The sequence below is a fragment of the Mucilaginibacter robiniae genome, assembly GCF_012849215.1.
In the GTDB taxonomy this organism is placed as follows: domain Bacteria; phylum Bacteroidota; class Bacteroidia; order Sphingobacteriales; family Sphingobacteriaceae; genus Mucilaginibacter; species Mucilaginibacter robiniae.
Genome location: NZ_CP051682.1, coordinates 3,479,579 through 3,496,884, shown reverse-complemented (window position 1 = coordinate 3,496,884; position 17,306 = coordinate 3,479,579). Strand labels below are relative to the sequence as shown.

At 42.0% G+C, this 17,306-nt stretch carries 14 protein-coding genes; 8 read left to right on the top strand and 6 right to left on the bottom strand.

Annotated features, from left to right (window positions below; all coding sequences use genetic code 11):
- Positions 1-48: 48 nt before the first annotated feature.
- A complete protein-coding gene (locus HH214_RS15430; protein ID WP_169609097.1) occupies positions 49-612 on the bottom strand; it encodes a tetratricopeptide repeat protein in 564 nt (187 codons plus the stop codon).
- A gap of 90 nt (positions 613-702) precedes the next feature.
- Here HH214_RS15430 and guaA point away from each other — a divergent pair, with 90 nt between their 5' ends.
- From guaA to HH214_RS15415, 3 genes are read left to right on the top strand one after another with little or no spacing between them, the layout of a single operon-like run.
- Entirely contained in the window at positions 703-2,232 is a 1,530-nt protein-coding gene (gene guaA, locus HH214_RS15425) for a glutamine-hydrolyzing GMP synthase (protein ID WP_169609095.1), read from the top strand.
- Positions 2,189-3,475 carry an ABC transporter substrate-binding protein gene (locus HH214_RS15420; protein ID WP_169609093.1) on the top strand — a complete coding sequence of 429 codons (1,287 nt, stop codon included), beginning with the start codon at positions 2,189-2,191 and terminating at the stop codon, positions 3,473-3,475. Before guaA ends, HH214_RS15420 begins: the two co-directional genes overlap by 44 nt.
- Entirely contained in the window at positions 3,472-4,635 is a 1,164-nt protein-coding gene (locus HH214_RS15415; RefSeq protein ID WP_169609091.1) for an RsmB/NOP family class I SAM-dependent RNA methyltransferase, read from the top strand. Before HH214_RS15420 ends, HH214_RS15415 begins: the two co-directional genes overlap by 4 nt.
- A 67-nt stretch (positions 4,636-4,702) precedes the next feature.
- On the opposite strand, the gene HH214_RS15410 is transcribed toward HH214_RS15415, so the two are convergent.
- From HH214_RS15410 to HH214_RS15400, 3 genes are all read right to left on the bottom strand, one after another.
- On the bottom strand, positions 4,703-5,278 hold the full coding sequence (locus HH214_RS15410; protein ID WP_169609089.1) for a MarC family protein: 576 nt from the start codon (positions 5,276-5,278) through the stop codon (positions 4,703-4,705).
- Positions 5,279-5,284: 6 nt separating this feature from the next.
- Positions 5,285-6,547, bottom strand: coding sequence for an MFS transporter (locus tag HH214_RS15405; RefSeq protein WP_169609088.1), 1,263 nt, complete (start codon positions 6,545-6,547; stop codon positions 5,285-5,287).
- Between the two features lie 94 nt (positions 6,548-6,641).
- Positions 6,642-8,174 carry an amino acid permease gene (locus HH214_RS15400; protein ID WP_169609086.1) on the bottom strand — a complete coding sequence of 511 codons (1,533 nt, stop codon included), beginning with the start codon at positions 8,172-8,174 and terminating at the stop codon, positions 6,642-6,644.
- A gap of 209 nt (positions 8,175-8,383) precedes the next feature.
- On the opposite strand from HH214_RS15400, the gene HH214_RS15395 reads away from it, so the two are divergent.
- Entirely contained in the window at positions 8,384-9,838 is a 1,455-nt protein-coding gene (locus HH214_RS15395) for an APC family permease (RefSeq protein ID WP_169609084.1), read from the top strand.
- On the top strand, positions 9,810-11,222 hold the full coding sequence (dacB, locus tag HH214_RS15390; RefSeq protein ID WP_169609082.1) for a D-alanyl-D-alanine carboxypeptidase/D-alanyl-D-alanine endopeptidase: 1,413 nt from the start codon (positions 9,810-9,812) through the stop codon (positions 11,220-11,222). Before HH214_RS15395 ends, dacB begins: the two co-directional genes overlap by 29 nt.
- Before the next feature lie 4 nt (positions 11,223-11,226).
- On the opposite strand, the gene HH214_RS15385 is transcribed toward dacB, so the two are convergent.
- Positions 11,227-12,096, bottom strand: a complete 870-nt coding sequence (locus tag HH214_RS15385; RefSeq protein WP_169609080.1) for a restriction endonuclease — start codon at positions 12,094-12,096, stop codon at positions 11,227-11,229.
- Between the two features lie 163 nt (positions 12,097-12,259).
- On the opposite strand from HH214_RS15385, the gene HH214_RS15380 reads away from it, so the two are divergent.
- The gene (locus HH214_RS15380) at positions 12,260-12,997 is read left to right on the top strand and encodes a glucose 1-dehydrogenase (protein WP_169609078.1); all 738 of its coding nucleotides are present in this window, start codon (positions 12,260-12,262) and stop codon (positions 12,995-12,997) included.
- Between the two features lie 104 nt (positions 12,998-13,101).
- Here HH214_RS15380 and HH214_RS15375 read toward each other — a convergent pair whose 3' ends face one another.
- On the bottom strand, positions 13,102-14,940 hold the full coding sequence (locus HH214_RS15375) for a UbiD family decarboxylase (protein WP_169609076.1): 1,839 nt from the start codon (positions 14,938-14,940) through the stop codon (positions 13,102-13,104).
- 78 nt (positions 14,941-15,018) lie between these two features.
- On the opposite strand from HH214_RS15375, the gene HH214_RS15370 reads away from it, so the two are divergent.
- Together HH214_RS15370 and HH214_RS15365 are read left to right on the top strand one after the other, a co-directional pair.
- Positions 15,019-15,570: an SRPBCC family protein gene (locus HH214_RS15370; RefSeq protein ID WP_169609074.1), complete on the top strand. Its 552-nt coding sequence runs from the start codon at positions 15,019-15,021 to the stop codon at positions 15,568-15,570.
- Positions 15,571-15,631: 61 nt separating this feature from the next.
- Entirely contained in the window at positions 15,632-17,284 is a 1,653-nt protein-coding gene (locus tag HH214_RS15365) for a M28 family metallopeptidase (protein WP_169609072.1), read from the top strand.
- Positions 17,285-17,306: the final 22 nt, after the last annotated feature.

Genomic DNA, 17,306 nt, shown 5'->3' with positions numbered 1-17,306 from the left:
TTACGGGCTTCTTTATTACTTAAACATCTAAGGCATTTTTAAAAATGATTAATTATCACTCAAAACGTCCAAACAACTTTTACTTAACTGTTTTAAACGGGTATCTAGCGTAGTTAAAGGGGTGGTGTTTTTAGTTTTCAAGTAAAGCGATTTAATTAGGATCAGCGTTTCGTCGCTGGGGTCGCAGGCTTGTGCCTTTTCTAAATGAGGCAAAGCTTTTTCTACCCACTGTTTATACGCCGGGAAATTACCGAAAGCCACATCTGCTTTGCGCACATACAAATAACCTAAAGCGCGATGTGCTACATAATAGTCAGGTACAGCAACGGCCACTTTCTCGTACAAAGGCAAAGCTTTGTCAAACTGGTCGTCATCCTCATATAACTTAGCCAAACTGTTGTAAAAAGCTATACGGCTTTTGTCAGGTAAATCTTCGGTATGGCCATTAATGTCGGCAGCCAGTTTAAAAGCATCTTTAGTGCGACCTTCAAAGCGGGCCAAGTTAAAATCCACGTATTTATCATAAACTCCTTCGGCCGATTGTGCAAAAGTGCCGCAAGCACTCAGCAGGAGCAGTATAGTTATTATCTGATGTTTCCAGTTGAACGACATAATAAGTAGTTGTGCAAGCAATTTACTACTTCAACGCAGCAATCTCAAATCTCATATCCTACATCTCGTATCTAAATCCTATCTTTGCCCATGCCAGAAAAAATCCTTATTCTTGATTTCGGCTCACAGTTTACTCAACTTATAGCCCGCCGCGTCAGAGAATTAAATATTTATTGCGAAATTCATCCCTATAATCATTTTCCTGAAGTAGATAGCACGGTTAAAGGCATCATCCTTTCCGGTAGCCCCTACTCTGTTCGTCAGGAAGATGCACCGCAGTTTGATTTTAAGCCTTACCACAAGCAACTGCCTATTTTAGGTGTTTGCTACGGTGCGCAGTACTTAGCCCAACATAACGGTGGCGAAGTACAGCCTTCCAGCACACGCGAATATGGCCGGGCTAACCTGCAATACATTAACGAAGCTAGTCCGCTGTTTAAAGAGGTACCTTCTTCATCACAAGTATGGATGTCTCATGGGGACACGATTACCAATATTACTGATAATTTTGAAATTATTGCCAGCACCGATACGGTAAAAGTGGCCGCTTATCAAATTAAAGGTTCACAAACTTACGGCATACAGTTCCACCCTGAGGTAACCCACAGTTTAGATGGCAAACAGTTGCTACAAAACTTCTTGGTTGATATTTGTGGCTGCCATCAGGAATGGACTTCCGAATCATTTATTGAAACTACCATTGCTGGGCTGAAAGAAAAATTGGGCGACGATAAAGTAGTATTGGGTCTTTCAGGTGGTGTAGATTCATCGGTAGCTGCAGTGTTACTGCATCAAGCTATTGGCAAAAACCTATACTGCATTTTTGTAGATAACGGTTTACTACGTAAAGATGAGTTTGAATCCGTACTGGACTCTTACAAGCACATGGGCCTTAATGTACGAGGCATTGATGCTAAACAACGTTTTTATGATGCACTGGCTGGTTTAACTGACCCAGAGAAAAAACGCAAAGCTATAGGTCGCGTATTTATTGAGGTATTTGATGATGCTGCACATGAAGTTCAGGATGTAAAATGGCTGGGCCAGGGTACTATTTACCCTGATGTGATTGAATCGGTATCAGTTAAAGGACCGTCGGCTACCATCAAATCGCACCATAATGTAGGCGGCTTGCCTGATTTTATGAAGCTGAAAGTGGTAGAGCCGCTAAATACTTTATTTAAAGATGAAGTACGCCGTGTAGGTAGAACCTTAGGCATTGACGATAATATTTTAGGTCGCCATCCTTTCCCTGGTCCTGGCTTAGCTATCAGGATTTTAGGTGAGGTTACGCCAGAAAAGGTGGCTATTCTGCAACAGGCTGATGCTATTTACATCAACAATTTGCGGCAAGGCGGTGTTTACGATAAAGTTTGGCAGGCCGGCGCCATTTATTTGCCGGTACAATCGGTAGGTGTGATGGGTGACGAACGTACATACGAAAACGTAGTTTGCCTACGCGCTGTAGAGTCCCTGGATGGCATGACTGCCGACTGGTGCCACCTACCTTATGAGCTGCTGGCTAAAATATCGAATGAAATTATCAACAACGTTAAAGGCATTAACCGGGTTGTATATGACATCAGCTCCAAACCACCGGCTACCATTGAGTGGGAGTAAAAAGTTGTTGTGGCTGCTGGCGCTTACGGTAGTAGGCGCCTGCTCACCCAAAGTACGTTCGGTTGGCACCAACAGGCCAATGCCGCAACCTCATACTGTACCACCAGCTCCAACCCAAAAGCAGCCTGATGTTCCAACTACAGCCAATAAGCCTGCTCCTAAGCCTGCTAATGGTAAAACATCAAGCATTGCTCTACTCATGCCCTTTGACTTGGACAAGCTAAATTCGGCACGTGGCTACAGTAAGGCAGAACTACGCGAGGCCAATATCGCCATTGATTATTATCAAGGTTTTCGTTTGGCGCTAGATTCATTGACCAGCCAGGGCTACAATTATCGTTTACAGGTGTTTGACACTAAAGACAATCCGGCAGCTGCGCATAGCTTATCAGTAAATCCGGCTATACGCAACAGCAACCTGATTGTAGGTCCGGTATTTCCTGAAAGCATTAAAGCATTTGAGGGCAATCCATTAGCTATACGTAAAACTATTGTATCGCCCTTGGCCCCCACTTCGCCTGCCGAGTTCAATAATCCTAATCTGGTTACTATTACGCCACCGCTAGAATACCATGCGGCACATACAGCACAATACATCAGCAATCGCGTTCGACCTAAAAAGGTATTTATCTTAAAGTCCGGTTTTAGTGAAGATAACAAGTACACCGTACCTTTTCAGCATAGCTTAGATAGCCTGAGCAGGTACAAAATTAAAGTGGTTAGCTTTAACGTAACCCGCGGCAATTTAAGTGCATTGGTACCGCAGCTGGATAAAGCTAATGATAATATTTTTATTGTACCGGCCGTAAATCAGGGTTTCCTAGTGGTTACCTTACGCTCGTTAGATACCTTGTCTAAACATTATCCGGTTAGTGTATTCGGCCATCCTAATTGGGAAAAGTTTACCTTTTTACGTGCAGAGGTATTACAGCGTATAAAAGCACACATTACAGTGGCCGACCGGGTAAATTACCATAGTTCAGCTACCGTAAACTTTATTAAAGCTTATCGTAAAAACTTCAACAGCGAACCTACCGCTTATGCCTATAAAGGTTTTGACGAAGGCTTATATTTTGGCGAACTACTGGCACAGGAGACGAATGAACTTTCACGACTGGACCGGCACGATTACAAAGCGTTGCACAACAACTTCCACTTTGTGAAAAAACCAGGACAAGGCTGGGTAAACACCCATGTAAACTTGCTGAAATATGTTAACTTCGAGTTAAAACAGGTAGAATGAAAGCCCTTAACCAGCTTAAAACTTTTCAACGCATATTACAGGAGTATCCGGCCAATACGCCCTTGAGTAAGTTTTTACCTGGCTTTTACCGCCAGAATAAGCAAATGGGTTCTACCGACCGGAAGGTAGCCAGCCGCTTGATTTATAATTATTTCAGGCTGGGTAAAGCCTTATTAGAAATACCTGATGAGGAACGGCTCATTGTTGCTGAGTTTTTGTGCAGCACGCAGGTAAACTCCTTTTTGCAGCACTTTAAACCGGAATGGGCTGCCTGTATAGGCTTTGATCTGAATGATAAGTTGGCAATGGTTAAAGGAGCCTATCCTGCTTTTGAGTTAGCCGACGTTTTCCCGTGGCTGGATCAGCTTTCAACAGGTATTGATCAGGATACTTTCTTAAAGTCTTTCTTTGTACAACCCGACTTATTCATACGTGTGCGCAAAGGGCAGGAACAACTGGTAAAAGCTCAACTAAACCAAGCTAAAGTGCCTTTTAAAGATGAAGGCAATAACTGCCTCTGTTTACCTAACGGTACTAAACTGGAAAGCTTATTACCCAATCAGCACAGCTACGAGGTGCAGGATTATTCTTCACAGCAAACAGCACAGTATTTTAAGCCCCAGCAGTGGGAAAGCTGGTGGGATGCCTGCGCAGCTTCGGGTGGCAAATCATTGTTATTACACGAGCTACAACCCGATTTGAAGCTGGTAGTATCCGACATCCGGGAATCTATACTGGCCAACCTGGATGAACGGTTCCGACAGGCAGGCTTAAACCGTTATCAAAAGAAGATTCTGGATCTTACTCAAAATCCTGATTTTATTATGCATGATTATGCCTTTGATGGCATAATCCTGGATGCACCCTGCACAGGTTCGGGTACTTGGGGACGTACACCAGAGTTGATTACGCAATTCAATGATCATCGAATTGAGTTTTTTCAGCGCTTGCAGCAGAGCATTGCTCGTAACGTAGTTAAATACCTAAAACCAGGTAAGCCACTCATCTATATAACTTGCTCCTGCTTTAAAGCAGAGAATGAAGAGGCAGTTGACTTTCTTGTCAATGAATTAGGCTTAGAATTGGAAGATACGCAAGTGCTCAAAGGTTATGAACGAAGGGCTGATACCATGTTTGTAGCAAGGTTGATTCGCAAATAAAGAATAGAATTAAACAGTTCTCCTTGTCAATAAATAGTAGCCTGATCTATTTGTGTTCTTAATTAACTTACAAGTGCGTATTACTTCTGAACAACTTAATAGCAATAGCCAGCAGAATAATTCCAAAAGCTTTGCGCAGCACGTTAATACCAGTTTTGCCAAATAAACGTTCCAGCCTGCCTACATTCTTGAGTACAATATAAACGAAGGTTGTATTCAGTACAATACCCACAATGATGTTGGCGGTTGCATATTGTGATTTGAGAGACAATAACGTAGTCATGGTACCAGCACCGGCTATCAGTGGAAAGGCCAATGGCACAATAGATACCGTTTGTGGTATATCATCTTCCTTAAAAAACTTAATACCCAAAATCATTTCCATGGCAATGATGAAAATCACTAACGAGCCAGCAATGGCGAAGGAGGCAATATCCAGTCCAATAATCTTTAACAATTCATCTCCCACAAACAAAAATACTACCATGAGCACCAATACAGTTATGGAGGCTTTTTCCGACTCAATATGACCGGCACGCTGCCGCAATTCAATAACAACGGGAATAGCCCCCAATATATCAATGATAGCAAACAAAATCATGGTGACAGATATGATTTGCCGGAACTCGAATAATTGCATCATGGGTTTTTAGGAGTTTGCCTTTTCTTTTGATTTCAACCGAAAAGTAAACAAAAAACCTATCAAAATGAAAAAAGCCGACAAGAAGAACACGGCATGTACCGAAATTACAGTAATTAAACCCGCTGCTACCGGCCCTAAAACTTGCCCTACTGATGCGTAAGATTGGTTAACTCCCAATATTTCACCTTGCTTGTTTTCATCATTATGGTCGGCTATAATGGCGTTTAACATAGGGGTTCGTAAGCCATTAAAGAGGCCGTAAACGTAAATAAATGCAATGAACGGTATAAGCACCTTAAACATACCTGCCAAGGCCATAGCTCCTATACAAATTGCTGTTGATAAGAGTAAAATGGTAGATTTTGAAGATATAACTTTGTTTATATAAGGCACAGCCAATTGCATCAGAATACCCGTAATACCAAAGCCTGCATACCAAAGCCCTATTTGGGTGGTACTGATTTTTAATACATCAACCGAAAAGGTCTGGAAACCGATAATCATGGTAAACTGCGCCATGGTAAGCAAAAAACCAATAAATACAGCAGTACCAATAACTGGTATTTTTAAAGCCGTAATAAGCGATGCAAAGTTAAACTTACGCCCAGTAGCCGACTTTTCCTTATTGGCACCTTTGTTATTACCAGCACTTTTTGAATCGTCCTGCCTTACATCCTGTTTTTGGGCATTTGCTTCTTTATTTGTGTTATCCGCTTTTCCTGGCAAGGTTTCTTTTAAAAAGAATATTGTACATAAAACGCCAATCAATGCTATGCCTGCGGCGAAGTAAAAGGGTGCCTGCAAACCCAGTTTACTTAACAAGCCGCCTAATGCCGGCCCTACTACAAATCCAAACCCAAAAGCTGAACTTAATATACCAAACCTTTTAGCCCTATCTTCTGGGCTAGAAGTATCGGATATCATGGCTTGTGCAACCGATATATTGCCTCCGGTTATCCCATCTAGTATGCGGGCTGCAAATAAAATGATTAAACTTTTAGCTGATGCAAACAACAAAAAGGAAGCACAGGTACCAGCCAGACTGATAGCCATTAAAGGCTTACGGCCCCATTTATCAGATAAAGCGCCTAACAAAGGCGTAGCAAAAAATTGTGCTATGGAGAAAGAAGCTGTTAGTACACCTATGGTTTGCTCATTTAAACCAAACTTTTTTCCGTACGAATATAGTAAAGGAACAATAATGCCAAACCCCATGGAATTGATAATACACACAAACACCAGCACCCATAAATTTCTATCAATTTTCATTTATCCGCGTCCTAATTGGTATGGTTAACAAAGGATTAATAACAAAAAAGGTTCTGCTTTTTGTGCAGAACCTTTTAAAAGATATCAAAGTAGTTTATTCAACATATTTAGGATTAGGCGGATCATTAGGTGCTTCAGTAATACCCATTCTTACTTTAGAATGTTTGATGCTGTAGCCAAAGTAAACCACAAAGCCAATGATTAACCATACAATCAAACGAGCCCAGTTTTCCCAACCTTCACTGGCAATCATAAACAAACATACAACAGCGCCCAGTGGGCAAACCAACCAGTATAAAGGTGTTTTAAACGGCCTTTCAATATTCGGATCAGTTTTGCGCAGAATGAATATACCCAAACAAACCAGCACGAAGGCGAACAGTGTACCAATACTTACCATATCACCTACAATACTATCAGGCACAAAACCGGCAAAAACAGATACGAAGATGAAGAATAACCACTGTGATTTATATGGAGTACGGTGTTTTGGATGCAGCTTTGCAAAAACGCCTGGTACTAACCCATCGGTGCTCATGGTATAAAACACACGGGTTTGGCCCATTAACATCACTAAAATTACAGAAGAGAAACCAGCCAAAATAGCTACAGTTACCAGCTTAGCTAACCAGCCATAGCCCGGCATGTGGTTACGAATAGCGTATGATACTGAAGCCTCGCTGCCTTGGGTTAAAAATTCTTTATAGGAAGCTACACCAGTTAATACGTGTGAAAACAGAATGTATAAGGCAGTACAGATTACTAATGATACCAGAATACCCATAGGCATATCTTTTTGCGGGTTTTTAGCTTCCTGAGCTGCTGTAGATACCGCATCAAAACCGATGAAGGCAAAGAATACGATACTAGCACCACGCAATACCCCAAACCAGCCGTGATTACCTGAGTCAGCATAGTTATGGATTACACCGGTATTCAATTTAATGCTGCCGGCATCAGCAGGAATCATGTATGGCGTATGGTTAGCCGGGTTGATAAACTGCCAGCCAAAACCTATAATTAGCAACACAATAGCAACTTTAACCATTACTATGATATTGTTAACCACAGCAGACTCAGCAGTACCGCGGATAAGCAACATAGTAAGCAGGAAAATAATTAAGATAGCCGGAAGGTTAACAATACCATGTACCCCAGCATCTGAAATCTGGAACGGTGAGTGGCTCCACTCGTAAGGAATGCTGAAGCCAAAAAACGTTCGCAGCAAATCATTCAGGTACTGCGACCAGCCAATAGCTACCGTTGCTGCACCTAAAGCATACTCAAGCACCAAATCCCAGCCTATAATCCAGGCAATAAGCTCACCCATGGTGGCATAAGAATAAGTGTAGGCACTACCTGCAATAGGTATCATACTGGCAAACTCGGCGTAGCACAAACCAGCCAATGCACAACCCACAGCAGCAATAATAAATGATATAGTTACCGCTGGACCAGCATTTCCGCCGGCAGCAGCTGCTGTACGTACAAACAATCCGGCTCCAATAATAGCACCTATACCTAAGGCAATTAAAGCTGTAACACCCAACGTCCGCTTTAAACTCTTATCCGTTTCGGCAGAAGCGGCAAGTAACGACTTGATGGACTTTTTAATAAATAAATTCATTGTTCCTTATCAGTTGTAAAAATTAAATCATCGTCCTCCAAACGTACTTATTTTTATTGAAAAGATAAAATCCGCCCTTATACAATAATCAACAGCAGCTTTTTCACCGAAAATATTACAAAGTGTATCAGAATTTTACAGTTTTACCTATTAAAATTTAAATCCACCAAAAAATTAAATAGCTTAGGCCGTTAAACCCCAAAACCTAAATGGAAACTACCGATAAACAACCACATCTGAAACATGAATTGGGCCTACTGGATGGCACTATGCTGGTAGCAGGCTCCATGATCGGCTCCGGTATTTTTATTGTTAGTGCTGATATTATTCGTAATGTAGGCTCAGCAGGCTGGCTCATTGCCGTATGGCTTATTACCGGTTTCATGACCTTAACCGCCGCAGTAAGCTACGGCGAATTGAGTGCCATGTTCCCGAAAGCCGGTGGGCAATATGTATATCTGAAAGAAGCTTATAATAAACTGATTGCCTTTTTATATGGCTGGAGCTTTTTTGCTGTAATACAAACTGGCACCATCGCCGCTGTAGGTGTAGCTTTCTCGAAATTTGCTGCTTACCTGATTCCGGCAGTGAGTGAAGATAACATTTTGTTCAGCTTTCCAATAGGCTCTTATCTATTCAACTTTAGTGCGGCCCAGCTGGTATCCATTATATTAATCATCTTGCTTACCTACATCAATACCCGTGGTGTAAAAGGCGGCAAGCTTATACAAACTACCTTTACCCTAACGAAACTGCTCAGCTTATTCGGGCTGATTGTGTTTGGCTTTATTGCCTTGAAAGGTAATGTATGGCATGCTAACTGGAGCCAGGCCTGGAGTATGCACAGCTTGGGGAAAGATGGGAATGTTACAGCGGCTACCTATACCACCGCCGCAGCGCTGGGCGCTATAGCAGCCTCCATGGTGGGTTCCATTTTCAGCAGTGATGCCTGGAACAACGTTACTTTTATTGCCGGCGAAATGAAGAACCCGCAACGTAACATTGGACTAAGCTTGTTTTTAGGAACCATGATTGTAACGCTCATCTATGTATTGGCCAATGTTATGTACACCGCGGTGCTACCCTTACATGATATTGCGTCGGCCGAAAAAGACCGTGTGGCAGTATCGGCTTCTCATATCATTTTTGGTGATATCGGCACCATTATTATTGCGCTGATGATTATGGTATCTACTTTCGGCTGTAACAATGGGTTGATTTTGGCAGGTGCGCGGGTTTACTATACTATGGCCAAAGATGGATTGTTTTTCAAGAAAACCGGCACGCTCAATGAAAATGCCGTACCTGAGTTTGGCTTGTGGATACAATGTTTAGTAGCCAGCTTGCTATGCCTAAGCGGCAAGTATGGCGATTTGTTGGATATGATCTCTTTTGTGGTTGTCATATTTTACGTGCTTACCATTTTGGGCATCTACATTCTACGCGTTAAACGCCCTAACGCACCACGACCTTACAAAGCTTTTGGTTACCCGGTATTACCTGCTATTTATATTTTAATGGGTATTGCTTTTTGCATTTTATTAATCATTTACAAACCGCAATACACCTGGCCCGGCCTGATTATTGTTCTGATTGGCATCCCGATTTATTTTATATCACAACGTAACGTAAAACATGAGGATACGGCCATTACTAATTATTAGCTTTTTACTTTTTAACGTTTATACGCAGGCACAAACCCTGCAACAAAATTTACAAGCTGCTTTTACCCGCTTACAACAGGATAGCCAGTGCCGCTATGCTTCCATATCGCTTACGGTACTGGATGCACAAACTGGCGAAACTGTGTTTATCGCTAACCCTGATATGGGTTTAGCTCCAGCATCTACTTTAAAAACCGTTACTTCTATTACGACTTTTAACTTGTTAGGACCTGAATTTCAGTTTCAGACCCACATTGGCTACAGTGGCAGTATTGATGCTACTGGCACGCTCAACGGCGACCTGATTATAAAAGGCGGCGGCGACCCTACCCTGGGTAGCTGGCGATGGGCAGATACCAAAGAAAACGTAATTTTAGCCAAAATGGTAAATGCTTTGCAAAAAGCAGGTATCAAACAAATTAATGGCCGTATTATTGGCGATGATTCTGCTTTTGATACGCAAGCTATTCCGGATGGCTGGATATGGCAAGATGCCGGTAATTATTATGGCGCAGGCACTTCAGCCTTGTGCTGGCGCGAAAACACGTTTGATATCAAACTGCAAACCGGCAGTGTAGGCAGCTTGGCTACCGTTCTGAGAACAGTGCCAGCCATGCCTTATTTTACTTTCAACAGTGAAATTGCCAATGCACCAGCAGGTATGGGCGATAAATCGTACGCCTATTTGCCGGTGGGTAACAAATCCATGTACCTGCGCGGCAGTTATGCAGTTGACCAAAGCAAAAGAAGTATTTCTGTAGCCCTGCCCGACCCTGCTTATGATGCAGCCTGGCGCCTTACCGACACTTTAAAACGCTTGGGCCTGATGGTTTCAGGCGAACCAGAATCAACCATCACCTTAACAGGTAAAAAGGAACAAGCACCAGCAATTACTCAAACCTTAACCACTATACCATCACCTTACTTAAAGCAAATGGTTTATTGGTTGAACCAGAAGAGCATTAACCTGTATGCCGAGCAGTTTTTAAAATACCTGGCTGTAAAAGCCGGTAAGCCAGTTTCAACCCATACAGGTGTGGAAACCCTACAAAACTTCTGGAAAGCACGCGGCATTGATGTACATACGCTGAATATATATGATGGCAGTGGTCTTTCACCCGGTGATCGGGTAACTACCCGTTCCGTAGCTCGCATCCTGCAATCGGCAGTAGGTCAGCCTTGGTATGATGCTTTTTTTGAGAGCCTCCCCATTTACAACAACATGAAAATGAAAAGTGGTACCATTGCTGATGTGGTAGCCTACGCCGGTTATCAAACCCATGATGGTCGCCGTTTATGCTTTTCAGCTATCATTAACAATTATAATGGTACTACTAGTATAATGCGACAGAAGCTGTTTAGAGTGTTAGATGAGTTAAAGTAGAATATTACAAATACGGTTCAAAAAACGAGTAATCTACTTCATAAATAGTCACTGGTTTAACACCTAGTTCTGTTTTCTGAAATAAATCAACTAATTTCTCACCATCAACTAATTCGATATGTCCTGCGCCGTCCCGTGATGCTTCACGTTTTGCATCTTCTGAAAACCTGCTTGTAGTAATTATAATTCCTTTTTCTGCTCTCCCACTCATAGCTCCTCTAAAATCTCTAATTTGACTGGCACTAACAGCAGTTGATGCATATCTTTTACATTGAAACAAAACACGATTACTTACAAAAGGATTAAGTGCTAATATTCCAATTCCATCTATACCTCCATCATTAGACCGACCTGTAATAGTAACTTGCTCAAAGCCAGATTTACGTAGAAGTAGACCACATATTTGTTCAAAACCTTGCGGTGTTAGTTTTTTTAAGATTTCTAATAATGATGGCGTATAATCCTGTTCAACCAACTCTGGTTCAACTTCATTAATATCACTTACAACATCTTCATTAGCTTTAGATTTTCGTCTTTCTTGGTAAATCTTAACCCATTTCTGAAAAATAGCTCTCGCTTCTTTTTCAGTAACAGTTGCATTCCACCCTTTTGGCGTTAATACCCAAGTCCCTCTTTGTGAATCATCTAACAACCTTTCCCAAACTAAATATTGACGGGCCCATGCAACTTGATTATGGAATTTAGATTCACCAGATTTTATAGTTTGCTCTAGTACCTCATCTGATAACATCTTTGTTGTTGCAATTTTATCAGATACCTCTCTAGGCTTACCAGATCCACCTAGTTCTCTTAAAGCATCAAGTAAGGGGCCAAACCATTTTAGAAAATCAGCTTGTTTTCTCTTATCAGTCATGGTTTAAATATATAAATTACATAGATTTTAACATAACAATAAAAGAAACAGATTCAACTATTCATAGATTTTCTTCGGCTGTAGCTCTCTCCCTCATAATCTGAAACACTCACCATAAACAATCTTATTGCTACCTCTATCTTTGCACTAACAAAACAATGATATGAGCAATTTAAAAGATAAAGTAATCCTGATTACTGGTGCATCAAGAGGTATTGGTGCCGATATGGCCATTTCACTGGCAGCACAAGGTGCTAAAGTGATCATCAACTACTCTAATAGCGGTGATGAAGCTGAAAAAGTATCAGCTCAAATTGAAACCAATGGCGGTACCGCTGTACCTATCAAAGCCAATGTAAGCAAAGAAGATGAAGTAGAAAACCTGTTTGACCAGAGCATTCAGCAATTTGGTAGAATAGACGTACTGATTAACAATGCCGGCGTAATGACTACCAAACTGTTGAAAGATCATACCGAAGCAGACTTTGATAAACATTTTGATATTAATGTAAAAGGCACCTTCTTTACTTTAAAACAAGCTGCTACAAAACTAGCTGATAACGGCATTATCATCAACTTTTCGTCAAGTACTACCCGAACCATGTTTCCTGGTTATGCTATCTACTCGGCAACTAAAGCAGCTGTTGAGCAGATGACCAAAGTATTCGCTAAAGAAATAGGCAGAAACATATCGGTAAATGCCATAGCACCTGGTCCTACAAAAACTGAACTTTTCCTGAATGGGAAATCTGAAGAAGTTTTGGCCAGGCTTGCCGCGTCAAACGCCTTCAACCGCATTGCCGAACCCCAGGATATTACCAAAATCATCCTGTTTTTAGCTTCAGATGATTCAAAATGGTTATCAGGGCAAGTAATAGCCGCAAATGGCGCTATGGTTTAAGCTAGACTTTAGCTTTCGTAGTTATTGTTGTTTGTAGTTTAGGGTTACAAACAACAGTAACTACGAAGTAAACCATTTCTAATAATATCTCTTGATTCTGCCTGCTAAATCACTCCATGTAGACTTCCGCCCTTTTCGCCCATTTTATCGATTAGCTTTTCGACGGTCGGATCTTTTTCCAGCACGGGCGCATGATGTGGTTTAATACGGGCGTTAATAATCAGCGGACCACGACAGCCCCAATGTTTATGCTCCGTGAAGCTGTTAATGCCGTACATATCATGCGATGGATTACTGCGGGTAAAGGTTACCCAAACCAAGTTGTTAATGTTTTGCGCCGTAAAACCAGCATCATCACACAGCACTAGTAACGGTAATCCGTTCAAATCTTCATCACGCAGGTAGCTATCCAGTATACCGATAGCTTCGGGTATGTCTTCTTCATGAATGTGTTTGGGCACCTCAATAGCTAATACACCGGGCATAGCCATTTTAAACACATTGAACGGCCGAGGCAAGCTAAAATTAGTAGGTAGCTCAGTCCATAATTGGCGTTTAATATCTCCGGCAACGGTCACTGCTACTTTACTGCCACTGTTCAGGCCGTTACCACTGTAATCCAGTGTATCAATGGTAGTTTTGGTATAGAAGTGCAGGTCGCGAGTTAAATCAACCCGTTCCAGAACATGTTTCATGAACCCAGCAATATCATTTACATTTAGAGAAGGGCTATCTTCTTTAGCGGCAATAAACAGGTATTTAGCCAAGCTTAACTGGTTTTTACCTAGTATATGGTTGGCAATCGTTAATATTTCTTGCGGATGGCGTTCTTTCAGGTAAGGTGTGTAGCGTTCGCTGCCGATCGCAAACAACAACGGATGTACTCCAGCAGCATCTACCGCGTTAACGGCATGTAATCCCGGAACTTCCGAAGGCAAGGCCGAACCTGTAATTTCGTGTATGAGTGCGCCAAAACTGGTATCCTCCTGTGGTGGGCGCCCTACTACCGTGAACGACCATATTGCATTTTTCCGATGATACACGTTATGCACCTTCATGAGCGGAAATGGATGCGTTAAGCTGTAATAGCCCAAGTGGTCGCCAAATGGCCCTTCAGGTTTATTTTCGTGTGGCATTACCGTACCTGTAATTACAAAATCCGCATCAGCAGAAATGCAAAACCCTTCAGCATCATAAAAGTATTGAAAACGGCGATTACCTAAAGCACCGGCAAAGGTCATTTCCGATAAGCCTTCAGGCAATGGCATTACCGCTGCCACTGGGTGCGAGGGTGGTCCTCCTACAAAAATGCTTACCTTCAATGGCTGCCCTTTAGCGTTAGCCTTAGTTTGATGCACGCCTATGCCCCTATGCAACTGGTAATGCAAGCCTATCTCCTGGTTTTGCACATACTCGTTACCTGCCAATTGAATGCGGTACATACCCAAGTTGGCATTCATGATGCCGGGTTTGTCGGCATCTTCCGTGTACACCTGTGGCATGGTTACAAAAGGGCCGCCATCCATTGGCCAATTTACTACTTGTGGCAACTGACTGATTTGCGTACGGCCAAAGTTGATCGGCGCGCTTTTACCCACTTTCATGGGCAGGGCTGATAAGGCTGTAAGAGCCACATTAGCGTAACTGAACGGCCGTTTAATAGCTTTTATTGGATCAGTTTTCAAATCTACCAGGGTTTTAATCTTATCCAGGGTATCCCGAAAAATAAACCTCGACCGATCTAATGTACCAAACAGGTTAGATACTGCCGGGAACGGGCTACCTTTTACCTTTTCAAATAAAATAGCCGGTCCTTGGTGCTCAAATACCCGCAGGTGGATAGCTGCCATTTGCAGGTATGGGTCAACTTCTTCCTGAATGCGGATTAAATGACCATTCTTTTCCAAATCGGTGATGCAGGCTTGTAAACTCGGATATCCCATGCGGTAGTAGTACTATCAGGGTTCAAAAATACTCAAAAGAACTTACTTGAAACCGGCTTACTACATTATGTCATTTGCATGAAGTTTATCATTCAAGCCATCACACAACTATCAGGTTTGACCTTTTTAAAACTATTCATTCATTTATACGTGGTTATTACTGATACATTTAACTTTATGGAAAACAACGAATTGAAACTTGGTGCGGAAAAAGATTTTGCTGTTCCGGTAGAAAAGTTATACCAAGCATGGATAACACCTGAAGATTTGAAACAATGGTGGAAACCATCAGAAAACCATTTAACTACAGTTAATCTGGATGTTCGTGAAGGTGGTAAATTCAAATATGAATTTGAAGGCAAAGATCATCAAATTGCACTTGCTATTACTGGTGACTACAAAGAAGTAAAACCTAATGAAAAATTAATGTATAGTTGGAACTGGGATATACCAACAGATACCATTAAACCCAGCGACCATGAATTAACTATTGAGTTTGTAGCTAATGGTGATGGCAGTAAAATTAAGGTAACCCAAAAGAACTTTCAAGATGATGAATCTATTACGCCACATCAGGAAGGTTGGGATAAAGCCTTAAATGATTTACAGGCTTACCTGAACCAGAAATAAGCTTATAATTTAAAATAAAAACAATATTTTGGGCAGTGTATAAACTACACTGCCTTTTTTTATGTCAACTGTAAAAAATTCTTTATGGCTAGGCGCATTACTGGCCTGCATGGCCTTTACTGCTTCTGCCCAAAATAACCAAGAGGGTTTATCTTCTTTTAGCACGACCAGCTATGGCAATTATGTAAAAGCTATATCTGCCGATGCATTTGAAGGTCGCTTGCCTTTTACCAGCGGCGAAACCAAAATTATTAACTACCTGCAACAGCAGTTTAAAGCATTGGGACTTGAGCCTGGCAATAAAGGCAGCTACTTTCAGGAGGTGCCTATGGTATCTATCTCTACTACCCCGAAAGCTACCATGACCATTAATACGCCAAACAGCAGCTTTGATTTACAGGGCTTACAGGATTATGTGTTATGGACACGCCGCGCTACACCATCTATCGACCTTAACAAAGAGCAACTGGTATTTGCAGGTTTTGGTATATCTGCCCCGGAGTTTAAGCATGATGATTATGCCGGCTTAGATGTAAAAGATAAAATTGTAGTGGTGTTGGTGAACGATCCGGGCTATTATGATGCACAGCAGTTTAAAGGCAAAACCATGACCTACTACGGCCGTTGGACTTACAAATTTGACGAAGCTGCTCGCCATGGGGCTAAAGGTTGCTTAATTATTCATGATACTGGTCCGGCCGCTTACGGGTTTGGCGTAGTGGCGAATAGCTGGAAAGCTACCAAACTATACCTGGATAGCCGCGGTCATGAAACTTATAAGTGTGCCATTGAGGGCTGGCTTACCCTGCCAGCTACCGAAAAAGTATTGCAAGCTGCTAGTACTGACTACAAAACTTTGTTGAATAAAGCTTTACAACCCGGCTTTAAGGCCGAAGCGTTACCGTTAACTGCAAGCACTTCGTTAACAGTTAAAGCTCAGTATAAGCAATCGCACAACGTGGTGGCTAAAATAAGCGGCAGTAAAAAGCCGGATGAATGCATTATTTACTCAGCGCATTGGGACCACTTGGGCATTGGCAAGCCAGATGCAAAAGGCGACAGTATTTACAACGGTGCAGGTGATAATGCCAGTGGTACAGCTGCCTTGCTTGAACTGGCTAAGGCTTTTAAAAGCGTAAAAACTAAACCTGAGCGCAGCATTCTCTTTTTAGCGGTAACCGCTGAAGAACAAGGACTTTGGGGATCTGCTTATTATGCTGAGAATCCTATATTTCCGAAAAACAAAACTGTAGCCGATATAAACATGGATATGCTGTTTGCTTTTGGCAAAACCAAAGATATTTCCCTGATTGGCGCAGGGCAGTCGGATTTGGAAGATTACTTAGCAGAAGCAGCCAAGCAACAAGGCCGCTATGTAGCACCTGAACCTGATCCGTCACAAGGCTTATACTTCCGGTCAGATCATTTTAACTTTGCAAAAGTAGGCATACCGGCATTATACACGGAAACAGGTATTGACCTGGTAAATAAAGGCAAAGAGTACGGCCGTAAACTGCACGAAGATTTTACCGCCACTACATACCACAAACCATCTGACGAGTACAACCCAGCCACCTGGGATATGAGCGGCACTATGCAAGACCTGCAATTACTATTTACCGTAGGCAAAAAACTAGCTTATTCCACTACTTTGTGGCCTAAATGGAAACCCAATTCAGAATTTAGGGCTGTAAGGGAAAATTACATGAAGTAAGGCCGAAGGGAAAGCTTTATGC

Coding starts and splice junctions, on each gene's coding strand:
- HH214_RS15430 (WP_169609097.1), bottom strand. CDS start 612: ATGTCGTTCAACTGGAAACATCAGATAATAACTATACTGCTCCTGCTG.
- guaA (WP_169609095.1), top strand. CDS start 703: ATGCCAGAAAAAATCCTTATTCTTGATTTCGGCTCACAGTTTACTCAA.
- HH214_RS15420 (WP_169609093.1), top strand. CDS start 2,189: ATGACATCAGCTCCAAACCACCGGCTACCATTGAGTGGGAGTAAAAAG.
- HH214_RS15415 (WP_169609091.1), top strand. CDS start 3,472: ATGAAAGCCCTTAACCAGCTTAAAACTTTTCAACGCATATTACAGGAG.
- HH214_RS15410 (WP_169609089.1), bottom strand. CDS start 5,278: ATGATGCAATTATTCGAGTTCCGGCAAATCATATCTGTCACCATGATT.
- HH214_RS15405 (WP_169609088.1), bottom strand. CDS start 6,547: ATGAAAATTGATAGAAATTTATGGGTGCTGGTGTTTGTGTGTATTATC.
- HH214_RS15400 (WP_169609086.1), bottom strand. CDS start 8,174: ATGAATTTATTTATTAAAAAGTCCATCAAGTCGTTACTTGCCGCTTCT.
- HH214_RS15395 (WP_169609084.1), top strand. CDS start 8,384: ATGGAAACTACCGATAAACAACCACATCTGAAACATGAATTGGGCCTA.
- dacB (WP_169609082.1), top strand. CDS start 9,810: ATGAGGATACGGCCATTACTAATTATTAGCTTTTTACTTTTTAACGTT.
- HH214_RS15385 (WP_169609080.1), bottom strand. CDS start 12,096: ATGACTGATAAGAGAAAACAAGCTGATTTTCTAAAATGGTTTGGCCCC.
- HH214_RS15380 (WP_169609078.1), top strand. CDS start 12,260: ATGAGCAATTTAAAAGATAAAGTAATCCTGATTACTGGTGCATCAAGA.
- HH214_RS15375 (WP_169609076.1), bottom strand. CDS start 14,940: ATGGGATATCCGAGTTTACAAGCCTGCATCACCGATTTGGAAAAGAAT.
- HH214_RS15370 (WP_169609074.1), top strand. CDS start 15,019: ATGAAGTTTATCATTCAAGCCATCACACAACTATCAGGTTTGACCTTT.
- HH214_RS15365 (WP_169609072.1), top strand. CDS start 15,632: ATGTCAACTGTAAAAAATTCTTTATGGCTAGGCGCATTACTGGCCTGC.